The organism is Ottowia oryzae, assembly GCF_003008535.1.
GTDB lineage: Bacteria > Pseudomonadota > Gammaproteobacteria > Burkholderiales > Burkholderiaceae_C > Ottowia > Ottowia oryzae.
Genome location: NZ_CP027666.1, coordinates 482,923 through 495,773 on the forward strand (window position 1 = coordinate 482,923; position 12,851 = coordinate 495,773).

Sequence of the window (12,851 nt, forward strand, 5' to 3'; positions counted from 1 at the left end):
AAGGGCATCTATGGCCAAGTTCTTTATCGAACGCCCGATCTTCGCCTGGGTGATCGCGCTGTTCATCATCGTGATGGGCTCCGTCTCCATCACCCAGCTGCCGGTCGCGCAGTACCCGCCCGTCGCACCGCCGGCGATTCTGATCAGCACCGCCTACCCGGGCGCCTCAGCGCAGACGCTGGAGGACAGCGTGCTGTCCGTCATCGAGCGCGAGATGAACGGCGCACCTGGCCTGATCTACATGGAATCGGTGGCCCAGGCCGATGGCTCGGGCTCGATCACCATCACGTTCGAGCCTGGCACCAACGAAGATCTGGCGCAGGTGGAGGTGCAAAACCGCCTGTCGCGCGCCACTTCGCGCCTGCCAGCGGCCGTGACCCAGCAGGGCGTGTTGGTGGACAAGGCGCGCGACAACTTCCTGTTGTTCGCGATGCTGAGCTCGGACAACCCGAACTTCGACCCGGTGATGCTGGGCGACTACGCGGCCCGCAACGTCCAGCCTGAACTGCAGCGCGTCAAGGGCATCGGCAAGGTGCAGCTGTTCGGCTCAGAAACGGCCATGCGCATCTGGATCGACCCTGCCAAGCTGCAAGGCTACGGCCTGTCGGCGGCGCAAGTCTCGGCCGCGATCCGCGCGCAGAACGCCCAGGTGGCGTCGGGCACCATTGGCGACCTGCCGAACGTCGCTGGCCAGAGCATCGCCGCCACGGTGGTGGTCAAAGGGCAGCTTTCCAGCGTGGAGCAGTTCAAGAACATCGTGCTGCGCGCCAACGCAGATGGCTCTTCGGTGCGCCTGAAAGACGTCGCTCGCGTGGAGCTTGGCGGCCAGAGCTACGCCACGTCGGCGCGCCTGGATGGCGTGCCCGCCGTGGGCCTGGGCGTGCAGCTGGCCCCCAGCGGCAACGCCATGGAATCCGCGCGCCTGACGCGCGAGAAGATGACCGAGCTGGCCAAATTCTTCCCGCAGGGCGTGAAGTGGAGCATTCCTTACGACAGCTCTGAATTCGTCAGCATCTCCATCAAGCAGGTCACTGAAACACTGTTCGAAGCCGTGGCGCTGGTGTTCCTGGTGATGTTCCTGTTCCTGCAGAACTGGCGCTACACCGTGATTCCCACGCTGGTGGTGCCCATTGCCTTGCTGGGTACGTTTGCCACGTTGCTGGCACTGGGTTTCTCGATCAACGTGCTGACCATGTTCGGCATGGTGCTGGTGATCGGTATCGTGGTGGATGACGCCATCGTGGTGGTCGAGAACGTCGAGCGCATCATGAGCGAGGAAGGCCTGCCGCCGCGCGAGGCTACCAAGAAAGCCATGCAGCAGATCTCGGGCGCCATCATCGGCGTGACCGTGGTGTTGATCTCGGTGTTCGTGCCGCTGGCCTTCTTCTCGGGCTCCACGGGCAACATCTACCGGCAGTTCTCTGCGGTGATGGTCGCCTCGATCGGGTTCTCGGCCTTCATGGCGCTGTCGCTCACACCTGCGCTGTGCGCCACGCTGCTCAAGCCGGTCGAGGCCGGCCACCACCACGAGAAGTCCGGCTTCTTCGGCTGGTTCAACCGTGGCTTCACACGCACGGCCAAGGGCTATGAAAGCGTGGTGTCGCGCATCCTGAAACGCGCCGCGCGCTACCTGGTGATCTACGTGGCCATCATCGGCGCGGTGGTCATCCTGTACCAGCGCCTGCCCAGCTCTTTCCTGCCCAACGAAGACCAGGGCAACATCCTGGTGAACGTCCAGCTGCCCCCCGGCGCCACGCAGGAACGCATGGTCAACGTGATGGAGCAGGTGGAGGGCTACATCCTCAAGCAGCCGGAAGTCAAAAGCATGGTCAGCGTGCTGGGCTTCAGCTTCTCGGGCCAGGGCCAGAACGCGGGTATCGGCTTCGTGACGCTGAAAGACTGGAGCGAACGCAAGGGCGCGGGCGAAAGCGCCTCGGCGCTGGCCGGGCGTGCGTTTGGCGCGCTGTCGGGCATCCGCGACGCTTTCATCTACCCGTTGAGCCCCCCGCCCATCCCTGAACTGGGTGCCGCCAGCGGCTTCAGCTTCCGTTTGCAGGATCGCGCCGGACAGGGCCACCAGGCCTTGGTGAACGCGCGCAACCAGTTGCTGGGCATGGCCTCGCAAAGCAAGGTGCTGTCGCAGGTGCGCCCGGACGGCCTGGAAGACGCGCCGCAGCTGCAGATCGACATCGACCGCGACAAGGCGCAGGCGCTGGGCGTGGGCTTTGACGCCATCAACAGCTCGCTGTCCACCGCGCTGGGCTCCAGCTATCTCAACGACTTCCCCAACCGCGGCCGCTTGCAGCGGGTGGTGATCCAGGCCGACGCGCCTGCGCGCATGCAGCCTGAGGATTTGCTCAAGCTGACCGCGCCCAACGCCCAAGGCCAGTCCGTTCCGCTGTCGGCATTTGCCACCACGCACTGGATCACAGGCGCGCAGCAAACCGTGCGCTACAACGGCTATCCGTCGATGCGGATCAGCGGTGATGCGGCGCACGGCTTCAGCACGGGCGCGGCCATGGCGGAAATGGAAAAGCTCGCTGCCAAGTTGCCCCCAGGCTTTGGCTATGAGTGGACGGGCCAGTCGCGTGAGGAAAAGCTGGCGGGCTCGCAGTCCATCATCCTGTATGGCTTCGCCATCCTGGCGGTGTTCCTCTGCCTGGCAGCGCTCTACGAGAGCTGGTCGATCCCGCTGTCGGTGATTCTGGTCGTGCCGCTGGGCATTCTGGGGGTGCTGAGCGCCACCATGCTGCGCGGTTATTCGAACGACGTGTACTTCCAGGTGGGCCTGATCACCATCATTGGCCTGTCGGCGAAGAACGCCATTCTGATCATCGAATTCGCCAAGGACCTGCAGGCGCAAGGCAAGAACGTGGTTGCCGCCGCGCTGGAAGCGGCCCACCTGCGTTTCCGCCCAATCATCATGACCTCGCTGGCGTTTGGCCTCGGCGTGGTGCCGCTGTTCATTGCCTCTGGCGCCGGCTCGGCCAGCCAGCGCGCGATCGGCACCGGCGTGATCGGCGGGATGGTGACAGGCACCGCCTTGTCCGTGTTCTTCGTTCCCATCTTCTTCGTGGTGGTGCGCACGCTGTTCAAGGGCAGCAAGCGCCAGCAGGAACGGGACAAACAGCACGCTCAAGGCGCAGGCATTCAGGAAGAACCCCAACCATGAGCGACATGATCCTCACCCGCTGGTCGCCGCTGGCGCTGGCCACTGCACTGCTGGTCAGCGGCTGCTCGCTGACACCCCACTACGAACGGCCCGCCGCACCAGTGGCCACCGCGTGGCCGGCCAGCGCCGGCGCGCAGCCGGAAGGCCTGATTGCCGCTGCCGAGCTGCCTTGGCAGCAGTTTGTTCAGGACGAGCAGCTGCGCCAGCTGGTGCAGCTGTCGATCGACAACAACCGCGACCTGCGCGTGGCGGTGCAGAACATCGAGCAGGCGCGCGCGCAGTACCAGATCCGCCGCGCCGACCAGGTGCCCACGCTCGGCGCCACCGCCGGTGGCACACGCTCGGCCCCCAACCCCTATGCGGCGCTGGGTGGCGGCAGTGTGTCCTCGACCTATTCGGTGGGCATCGGCGTGTCCGCCTGGGAGCTGGACTTCTTCGGCCGCGTCGCCGCACTGAAGGATGCCGCCCTGGCCGACTACCTGGCCACCGAAGAGGCTCGCAAATCGGCGCAGATCAGCCTGATTGCCAGCGTGATGAGCACCTGGCTGCAGCTCAAGACCGACACCGAGCTGCTGGCCCTGGCCGACCGCACACTGGCCACGCGCGACCAGTCGCTGCGCCTGACCAAGCTGCGCTTTGACAATGGCGCCTCTTCGGCGCTGGACATGCGCCAGGCCGAGTCGCTCAGCGCCAACGCACAGGCCACCCGCGCGCAGCAGCAACGCCTGCGTGCGCAGGACATCAACCTGCTCACGCTGTTGGTGGGCGCGCCCATTCCGGAATCGCTCATCCCCGCTGTGCCGCCGGTCACCGCAGCGCAAGCCAGCAACGACCTGACGCAGCCGACCCCGGCCGCGGAGCCCGCCGCCGCACTGCCGCGTTTTGCCGAGGTGCCCGCGGGCTTGCCGTCTGACTTGCTGCTGCGCCGCCCGGACATCCGCGCGGCCGAGCAGCAGCTGATCGGCGCCAACGCCAACATCGGCGCGGCGCGGGCCAACTTCTTCCCGCGCATCACGCTCACCGGCTCGCTGGGCCGCGTCAGTGCCGATCTGGACGGGCTGTTCGGCTCGGGCGGCAGCAGGGCCTGGTCTTTCGGCCCCAGCATCACGCTGCCCATTTTCGACATGGGCCGCAACGTGGCGGGGCTGAATTCGGCCAAGGCGGGCCGCGAGATCGCGGTGGCGCAGTATGAAAAAACCATCCAGACCGCGTTCCGCGAAGTGGCCGACGGGCTGGCGGGCCGCGCCACACTGGCCGACCAGGTGACCGCACTCAACGCGCAGGCCGAGGCCGAACGCGACCGCTTCCGCCTGGCCGACCTGCGTTACCGCAATGGCATTGCCAACTACCTGGATCTGCTGGACGCACAGCGTTCGCTCTTCGCGGTGGAACAGGCGCTGGCGCAAACGCAGCTGGCGCAGCGGGCCAACGAAGTGCAGCTGTACAAGGCCCTGGGCGGCGGCTGGATCGACGCCCAGCCCGAGGCCACCGCGGCCAGCGCGCCAGCGCGCTGAGCAGGGGCGCCGCCCGCCTCGGGGCCTGGGGCGGGCTCTCCTATAATCCGGGGTTGCCGGGCCCAGCGCCGCGCGCTGCGCCCCTAACGAAATACCACGACGAGAGCCCCGAGGACGCCATGAGCGAGAACACGCACGAGGAAGCACACACCGGCCCGGTCAAGACCCCCAAGCAGCTGTTCTGGGTCAGTGTGGGGGCCTTCGTGATCCCCGTGTTCGTCATCATCGGGCTGGTCTATTTCGTCACTTCCGGCAACAAGCAAGCACCCGGCGCCACCGACGTGGCGCGCGGCATTGCCGAACGCCTGCAGAAAGTCGGCACCGTGGAAGTGCGCGACGCCAACCGTCCGCTGGAAGAAGGCGCTACCGTCTACAAGACCCAATGCGCGGCCTGCCACGCAGCGGGTGTGTCCGGCGCGCCCAAGTTTGGCGATGCTGCCGCCTGGGGCCCGCGCATTGCGCTGGGTTTTGACACGCTGGTGCACGACGCGCTGAAGGGCAAGAACGCCATGCCTCCGCAAGGCGGCGGCAACTTCAACGACACCGAGATCGCCCGCGCCGTGGCCTACATGGCCAACGCTGGCGGCGCCAAGTTCACCGAACCGGCTGCGCCTGCTGCTGGCGCCAGCGACGCCGCTTCGGCCGCGGGTGATGCCGCCCCTGCAGCAGCAGCGCCCGCCGCTGCCGCTGCGCCGGCACCTGCGGCGGCTCCGGCCGCCTCTGCCCAAGCCCCTGCTGCCGCAGCTGTAGCAGCTGCCCCGGCGGCTGCGGCCGTGGCCGCTGCGCCGGCCGCTGCCGATCCTGGCGTGGGCAAGGCGCTGTACGAGAAAAGCTGCGTGCTGTGCCATGGCGCTGGCGTGGCCGGCGCACCCAAGTTTGGCGACAAGGCCGCCTGGGCGCCCTACGTGGCGACCGGCATCGACACCATGCTGAAAGTGGCTATCAGCGGCAAAGGCGCCATGCCGCCGCGCGGCGCCAGCACCGCGACCGACGACGAGCTGCGTGCTGCCATCCAGTACATGGTGGACCACGCCAAGTAAGCGCCCCGGCCAGCGATGGCCCCCAGAAAAAGCCGCTCACCGAGCGGCTTTTTTCATGGATGTTTTCAGGCCCTGGCGCAGGCGCAACGAGCGCCGACAGCTATTTATTTGATAGTGAAATGCGCCACCCGCTCAGCGGCTGGGCGCGGCATCCGCTTGCGGGCTGAGCACGTAGCCGCCCAGTGTCGGCAAGTCGGCGCTGCGCACGTCGCGTGGCTGCCAGCGGCCGGCTTCCAGCGCATCGGCCAGCAGGCCCATGTCTTGCGTGTGCACCAGGCCCATGCCGCGGTCGGTGCGCAGGAAGACGCGGCCAAGCTCGTCCACCAGCACGGCCTGAACGTCGGCAGGGCGGCCGTCGCGGCTGCGCACGCTGCCGTCGGGCGACAGCCGCCACACCCACGGGGCGACTTCCAGCTCGACGAACACGCGCTGCGGGCCGTTCTGGAAGAACCAGCGCCCCTGGGCGTCGGCCTCGTAGTTGCGCTGGATGAAGTCGATGAACTTGGCGTGCTCCAGGCGCGAACCCTTGGCGCCCGGCGCGCCGATGGTGAAGGCGCCCTGCGCCTGCGCCGCAGCGTCGCGCAGGTACCAGTCGCCGCGCGCGTCCAGGCCCAGCCAGCCGTAGCAGTCGGGCACGTTGGGCCACTTGGCCATCGCCTGCAGAACCATGTCGTCCATGCGGTTCATGATACGCGGCGCTGTACTTGGCGACAGGCGGGCCGCGCGTGCATCGCCATGGCGCAGCCCATAATCGGCGGGCTTCGCCAGGCGGCGGCGCCACGCGCTGGGTCGCCCAAGCGGAAGGCGCCCGCGCTTTCCGCCAACGTTGCACCGGCGCGCCTCCTTTCTAGCGCCGCGCCCTGATGTCGTACCAGGAGACTGCCATGCCACCGCTGCACACCGCGCCCAGCGCCGCCCAGCCAGCGGCCGCTGGCGATGCGCGCCTGCGCCCCGCCGCGCGCAAGGCGCCAGGGGTGCACCTGCTGGGCGACTTGCACGGCTGCCGAGGCGATGCGCGCCTGATGCGCGACGCCGCCCACCTGCAGGCGTTCTGCCAGCGCGCGGTGGCCGCTGCCGGGCTGACCGCCGTGGGCGCCCTGTTTCACAGCTTTGGCGAAGGCGCCGGGGTAACGGGCGTGGTGGTCCTGGCGGAATCGCACCTGTCCGTGCACACCTGGCCAGAAGACGGCTATGTGACGCTGGACGTGTACGTCTGCAGCTACAGCACCGACAACCGCCAGCGCGCGCAAGCGCTGTTCGACGCCGTGGTGCAGGCCTTCAGCCCGGCCGAGCCACACCTGCAGCGCATTGAACGTGGTTAGGCGCCAGCGCTCGCCCCGGATGGGCGCGGCCAGGCGCCGAAGCATGCTTGCCCTGCGCAGCCACGGCGCCTTGCCGACGCAAAGCAGCCATCAAGCCACGCGATTCGGGCGCGCCCATCCGCCTGTCAGCTGTTAACGTCCGGGCACGGGCGCCGCGATGCACCGCAGCGCCCCTTCGCCACCCACCTTTCAACGCACCATGAAAACCCTCGCCATCGCTCTTGTGGCCGCCTGCAGCGCCCTGGCCTGCACCAGCCCGACGCCCGCCCCGCCAACCGATCCAACGCCCGCCGTGCGCAATGTCCGGTTCACCTGCACGAACGGCGAATGGCTGTCGGTGCGCTTTTTCACCGAAGAAGCGCGCGCCATCCTGACGCGCAACGGGCATGACATCGCACTGCAGCAGCAGCCCAGCGGATCGGGCTTCATCTACAGCAACGGGCCGAACACGATTCGCGGCAAGGGGCAGGATCTGACGGTGGAAATCGGCCGCAGGGTGCCGCTGCAATGCCAGGCGCGTTGATGGGGTGGCAGCGCTGCGCTCGACAAACAGTTAACTAGTTTTTTTATAGCGTCTGGCGCAAGTGGGCCGTGCGCTGGCGCCCTGTTTGATCCAGATCGTTCAACGCACGGCGCGCGCCCGCCGCGCCGTGCCGTGCCGCAGCTAATAGGCGCGGCGCGAATCACGCGACCCAGCGCGCCGATGGGCCAGCGCTCGTTCACATGGCCTAAGCCGTCCGGTGTATCGACGGGGCGGCCTGGGCTGCCTAGGCTTGGCAGGGTTTTGCAACCCTTCGTCAGGACTGCCATGAGCTTCATCCCGCCCCGCGCTGCGCTGGCCCGCAGCCGCACGCGCCCCGCCGTGCGCCGCAGCAGGCACCCCACGCGCCGCGCCAAGCACCTGGGCGTCGTGGCGGCCCTGGCGCTGCTCGCGCTGCCCGCCGCACCCGCGCTGGCAGAGACGTACCACTTCACCTCGCCCAACTTCACCAGCGCCTACATCGGCGCCCCCGGCCCCACGGGCGCCTACACCAGCAGCATGCGGGTAACGGGCAGCTTCACCACGGCCGCGCCCTTGCCCGCCAACATGCCGCTGACGCCCATCGGCCCCGGCGCCAGCCCGGTGCGGGTGACGTCGTGGAGCTTTTTTGACGGCGTTCGCACCTACACCTCGGCCGACTCGGCTTTGCTGTACGGCCTGCCGGCGCAGTTTGCGGTGGCCACCGACGCGACCGGCCAGATCGTAGGCCATGAGATCGACCTGATCCAGCCACCGCCGCCGCACGTGTTGAACCAGGTGGTCGCGTCGTTGGCGTTGAACGGCACACGCACGCTGGTGGTGGGCGATTCGGTCTGCCAGGCCGTGTCGGCCACCCCGCCCGTGATCTGCACCAGCGTGCGGCAGATGGGCGCCCTTGAATCGGCCCAAGGTCCCGGCGGGGGCACGTGGTCGGTCACGGCCGACCCGGCCAGCGTGCCCACGCTGTCGCTGGCCAGTCTGGCTGCGCTGGGCGCGGCGCTGGCGGGCGTGGCCGCAGCCTCGCGCCGACGACGCGCGGGCTGAGCGGGGCGCGGCGGCGGTGTGCGCGTGCGACGGGCTACAAGTGCAGCGTGGCCGATTCGCCCGGCGCAAGCGGCGGACGGGCCTTGGTCGCAAACCGGCGTGCGCGCACCGGCGCTTTTCAACAGCGGGCAGCCTGTCAGGCGATCACGCCCCCAGGCCCGCCGCCGCCAACAGCCAGCCGCCCACTGCCCGTGGCATCCAATGCACGTCGCCCGGCGGCCAGCGGCCTTCGGCAAAGCCCACATGGCCGCCCTGCGCGGGCTGCCACAGGGTGACGTGGCGGCTGACCTCGTCCGCGCGGGGCAGCGATGCGGCGGGCACGAAAGGGTCGTTGCGCGCGTTCAGCACCAGGGCGGGCACGCGCACGGCGCCCAGATGCGGCTTGGCGGAGCCGCAGCGCCAGTAGTCGTCTACCCCCGCGAAGCCGTGCAGCGGCGCGGTGAAGAGGTCGTCAAACTCATACAGATCGCGCGCGGCGGCCAGCCGCCGCGCGTTGAACAGGCCGGGGTACTGCGCCAGCTTGGCGCGTGCCTTGGCCTTCATCGTTCGCAGGAACATGCGGGTGTACACCTGCCGGTTGAAGCCCCGGCCGATGGCGTGGCCGCTGGCGGCCATGTCCAGCGGTGCGCACACGCCGGCAACCGCCTGCACGGTGCGCGCGGCCTCAGCGCCCGCTTCGCCGGCCCAGCGCAGCAGCGCGTTGCCACCCAGCGAGACGCCCACGGCCAGCACCGGGCCGCCGCCGCGCGCCTGTTGCGCGGCGTGAAAGCGCTGCAAAAGCCAGCCGATCTCGGCAAAGTCGCCACAGTGGTAGGCGCGTGGCGCGCGGTTGATCGTGCCCGAACAGCCGCGAAAGTGCGGCACGGCGAAGGCCACGCCCTGCGCGCGCGCCCAGTCGGCCAGGGCTTCGGCATAGTGGCTGCGCGACGAGCCTTCCAGGCCGTGGAAGAGCACGAGCAGCGGCTGTGATGACCGGCTGGCGCCCGCGCCGGGTGGGTTGACGGGCGCCGCCTTCGCCGCGGGGCCGGTCGCTGTCTCGGTTGCCGCTGCCGCGGCGGGCGCGGCGTTGTCCAGCCAATCCACGTCCACGAAGTCGCCATCGGGCGTGTCCCAGCGCTCGCGCCGGTAGCGGATGGTCGGGCCGGTCACGCGGCGCGCCCACAGCGCGGGCCCGATCGTCTGCAGCTGCCCGCCGGGCAGCCAGACGGGGGCTTGGTAAGCGGCTTTCACTTCAGTTTTGATAGCTGCCAGCGCTGATGGGGCGGGCGCTGGAGGCCGAAAATACTTGAAACGGGAATGCCACGCCTTCAATGCAGCAGCTGGCCGGGCACGGTGTGCTCTGGCTCTTCGCTGCCGCCAGGGCTGGCGTGGTGCGCCACCAGGCGCCAGCCTTCGGCCGTCTTCATGTACACGTTCGTCGCCACCACCCAGGCGTGGTGCGTGCCCTCGGCGGTGCGCAGCTCGATCCGCTCGATCACGTTGTGCACGGCCGCGCCCAGCGTTTCGATGCGGCGCACGCGCTCGGGTGTGGCGCGCAGGCTGCCGCCGGTCAGCAGGGCTTCAAAAGCGGCGCGAATGGCCACCACGCCCACCTGGCGCGGGCCGCCCGGGTGCACGCAGAACACGTCGTCCTCGTCCGCCCAGCAGGCCATGAGCTGGTCCAGATCGCCACGCTGCAGCGCTTCGTAGAACGCGGCTTCCACCTCGTCGGCGGTGCCGCCGAGTTGCGCGGCGCTGTAGCGGGACTTGGGCATGGCGGGCAAGCGGTTTCAGTGCGCAGGATGTATCGGCGTGCGGGGCATGGGCGTGCGGTGCATCGCCGGATTGTGCCCGCCGCCGGGCGTTCGCGCCCTGGAAAAACCCCTGACGGCATGGGCCGCCGGGCTGGCCCGCGGGCGCCGGGCGTCGTGCTGGCCAACCGCCATCGGTCGGCGCCATGTGGCGGCCCGGCCCGCGCCATGTGACGGTGTTGCGTGCCTTGGCCTGCGCGTGGGCCGGCAAGCGCTTGACCTACAGACGCGCGCACCCAGCTATGGTACTTTCCGCCGCAACCTACATTACGCGGATTGACCGGAGGACTTCTCATGAAAACTTGGCTCGTCAGAATGGGCACCGTGATCGCGTTGGCGCTGACGCTCACCGGTTGCGGCTACAACGATTTCCAGCGGCTGGATGAGGCCACCAACTCGGCCTGGTCCGAGGTGGTGAACCAGTACCAGCGCCGCGCCGACCTGACCGACAACCTGGTCGCCACCGTCAAGGGCGAGGCCAAGTTTGAGCAGGACACGCTGAACCAGGTGATCAACGCACGTGCCAAGGCCACGTCGATCCAGGTCACGCCCGAAACACTGAATAACCCGCAGGCCTTCCAGCAGTTTCAGGCTGCGCAAGGCGAGTTGAGCAGCGCCCTGAGCCGCCTGATGGTGACCGTGGAGCGCTACCCCGATCTGAAGGCCAACAAGGCTTTCTCTGACCTGCGCGTGGCGCTGGAAGGCACCGAAAACCGCATCGCCGTGGCGCGCAACCGCTACATCCAGGCGGTGCAGGAATACAACGTGCTGGCACGCAGCTTCCCCACGAACCTGACGGCGATGGTGTTCAGCTACAAGCCCAAGCAAAACTTCTCCGTGGCGAACGAGGCGGAAATCTCTCGCGCGCCGAAGGTGGATTTCGGCACCAGCCCCGCGCCCGCGGCGTCGCGCTGATTGTTCGCCGCATAGATCTGCCTGCTCGCCGGTATTCAGGTGCCTAATATGCGTCTGGCGCACGTCCTTAAAGCGCTGGCAGCTATCTATTTGATAGTGTTTGCCGCGCTGGGCGTGGGTGCCCAGCAGGTGCAGCCCGTGCCGCCGTTGACGGCGCGGGTGATCGACACCTCCGGCACCTTGAAGCCGGACGAGATCGCCGCGCTGGACGCCAAGCTCGCGGCGCTTGAAAAAGACAAGGGCTCGCAACTGGTGGTGCTGATGGTGCCCACCACGGCGCCTGAGGACATCGTCGCCTACGCGCAGCGCGTGGGCGACACCTGGAAGATCGGCCGCCGCAACGTGGGCGACGGCATCTTGCTGGTGGTGGCGGTGAAGGACCGGCGCGTGCGGATCGCAGTGGCCAAGACGCTGGAGGGCGCGGTGCCCGACATTGCCGCCAGCCACATCATTGAAGACGCCATCACGCCGCACTTTCGCCAAGGCCAGTACGCGCAGGGCTTGCAAGCAGGCGTGGACCAGATCGCCGCACGCGTTCGCGGCGAAGAACTGCCACCGGTGGCGGCACCGCAGCAGCAACGCGGTGGCGGCCAGGACGACAGCTTCGGCCTGCTGGAGCTGGGACTGCTGCTGTTCATCGCCTTGCCCATCGTGAACGCGCTGTCGCGCGGCATCTTCGGGCGCAAGCTGGGCGCTTTGATGACCGCCGCGGGCATGGGCGGGCTGGCGTTCGTGGTGACGGCCAGCATCGCGCTGGCCTTGGTGGCGGGCGTGATTGCGCTGCTGTATGGCCTGTTTTCCGCGGCCGCTTCGATGCTGCCGCAATCGCGCTCGGGCGGCGGCGGCATGTTCCCGCCCATGGGCGGCGGGGGCTGGGGCGGCGGTGGAGGATTCGGTGGCGGTGGCGGAGGTGGCTTCAGCTCCGGCGGCGGTGGCGATTTCGGTGGCGGCGGCGCCAGTGGGAGTTGGTGAGCATGCTGGCCAAACTGAATCGCCTGCTGCGCCACCGCTGGATGGACGAAGCCGACGCGCGCCGCGCGGTGCCGCCCGATGCGTCCGAGCGCCTGCGCCGCCGCGTGCACGCCAGCGAGCAGCGCCACACCGGCGAGGTACGCATCTGCGTGGAAGGCGGGCTGCCCACCAGCTACCTGTGGCGCCACCTGCGCGATGGGGTCTCTGCCGCAGACATCGTGCGCCAGCGGGCGCTGATGCAGTTTTCCAAGCTGCGCGTGTGGGACACCGAGGACAACAACGGCGTGTTGATCTACGTGCTGCTGGCCGAACACGCGATCGAGCTGGTGGCCGACCGTGGCGTGCACCGCCTGGTGCCCCCCGAAGAGTGGGCGGCCATTGTGGCGCGGCTTTCCAATGCGCTGCAAAGCGGCAGCTTTGAGGACGGCCTGACGCAGGCCCTGGAAGAAGTCAGCGCGGTACTGGTCGCCCATTTTCCGCAGCCTGAAGGTGGCGCAGCGGATACACCACTGCGACCCAACGCATTGCCTGACGAGCCTGTGTTGCGCTGAACGTGCGCGGG

At 68.5% G+C, this 12,851-nt stretch carries 12 protein-coding genes; 9 read left to right on the forward strand and 3 right to left on the reverse strand.

Annotated features, from left to right (window positions below; all coding sequences use genetic code 11):
- The first annotated feature begins 10 nt into the window (after positions 1-10).
- The 3 genes from C6570_RS02210 (at position 11) to C6570_RS02220 (ending at position 5,726) form a co-directional block, all read left to right on the forward strand.
- Positions 11-3,172, forward strand: a complete 3,162-nt coding sequence (locus tag C6570_RS02210) for an efflux RND transporter permease subunit (RefSeq protein ID WP_106701655.1) — start codon at positions 11-13, stop codon at positions 3,170-3,172.
- The gene (locus C6570_RS02215; protein ID WP_106701657.1) at positions 3,169-4,686 is read left to right on the forward strand and encodes an efflux transporter outer membrane subunit; all 1,518 of its coding nucleotides are present in this window, start codon (positions 3,169-3,171) and stop codon (positions 4,684-4,686) included. The genes C6570_RS02210 and C6570_RS02215 overlap by 4 nt, the downstream gene beginning before the upstream one ends.
- A gap of 119 nt (positions 4,687-4,805) precedes the next feature.
- Entirely contained in the window at positions 4,806-5,726 is a 921-nt protein-coding gene (locus C6570_RS02220) for a c-type cytochrome (RefSeq protein ID WP_106704471.1), read from the forward strand.
- A 132-nt stretch (positions 5,727-5,858) separates the two neighbouring features.
- Here C6570_RS02220 and C6570_RS02225 read toward each other — a convergent pair whose 3' ends face one another.
- Positions 5,859-6,404, reverse strand: coding sequence for a DUF2946 family protein (locus C6570_RS02225; RefSeq protein ID WP_106704472.1), 546 nt, complete (start codon positions 6,402-6,404; stop codon positions 5,859-5,861).
- Positions 6,405-6,610: 206 nt separating this feature from the next.
- Here C6570_RS02225 and speD point away from each other — a divergent pair, with 206 nt between their 5' ends.
- The 3 genes from speD (at position 6,611) to C6570_RS02240 (ending at position 8,612) form a co-directional block, all read left to right on the forward strand.
- The gene (speD, locus tag C6570_RS02230; protein ID WP_106704473.1) at positions 6,611-7,048 is read left to right on the forward strand and encodes an adenosylmethionine decarboxylase; all 438 of its coding nucleotides are present in this window, start codon (positions 6,611-6,613) and stop codon (positions 7,046-7,048) included.
- A gap of 199 nt (positions 7,049-7,247) precedes the next feature.
- Positions 7,248-7,571, forward strand: coding sequence for an MliC family protein (locus C6570_RS02235; RefSeq protein ID WP_106704474.1), 324 nt, complete (start codon positions 7,248-7,250; stop codon positions 7,569-7,571).
- Between the two features lie 285 nt (positions 7,572-7,856).
- A complete protein-coding gene (locus tag C6570_RS02240) occupies positions 7,857-8,612 on the forward strand; it encodes an IPTL-CTERM sorting domain-containing protein (protein ID WP_106701659.1) in 756 nt (251 codons plus the stop codon).
- Positions 8,613-8,756: 144 nt separating this feature from the next.
- Here C6570_RS02240 and C6570_RS02245 read toward each other — a convergent pair whose 3' ends face one another.
- Together C6570_RS02245 and C6570_RS02250 are read right to left on the reverse strand one after the other, a co-directional pair.
- Positions 8,757-9,842 carry a YheT family hydrolase gene (locus tag C6570_RS02245; protein WP_106701661.1) on the reverse strand — a complete coding sequence of 362 codons (1,086 nt, stop codon included), beginning with the start codon at positions 9,840-9,842 and terminating at the stop codon, positions 8,757-8,759.
- 77 nt (positions 9,843-9,919) lie between these two features.
- Positions 9,920-10,366, reverse strand: coding sequence for a YybH family protein (locus tag C6570_RS02250; RefSeq protein WP_106701663.1), 447 nt, complete (start codon positions 10,364-10,366; stop codon positions 9,920-9,922).
- Positions 10,367-10,696: 330 nt separating this feature from the next.
- On the opposite strand from C6570_RS02250, the gene C6570_RS02255 reads away from it, so the two are divergent.
- From C6570_RS02255 to C6570_RS02265, 3 genes are read left to right on the forward strand one after another with little or no spacing between them, the layout of a single operon-like run.
- Entirely contained in the window at positions 10,697-11,317 is a 621-nt protein-coding gene (locus C6570_RS02255; protein ID WP_106701665.1) for a LemA family protein, read from the forward strand.
- Positions 11,318-11,365: 48 nt separating this feature from the next.
- Complete coding sequence (locus C6570_RS02260; RefSeq protein WP_106701667.1) at positions 11,366-12,289, forward strand: TPM domain-containing protein; 924 nt, start codon at positions 11,366-11,368, stop codon at positions 12,287-12,289.
- Between the two features lie 2 nt (positions 12,290-12,291).
- Positions 12,292-12,840, forward strand: a complete 549-nt coding sequence (locus C6570_RS02265) for a TPM domain-containing protein (protein WP_106701669.1) — start codon at positions 12,292-12,294, stop codon at positions 12,838-12,840.
- The last annotated feature ends 11 nt before the right edge of the window (positions 12,841-12,851 follow it).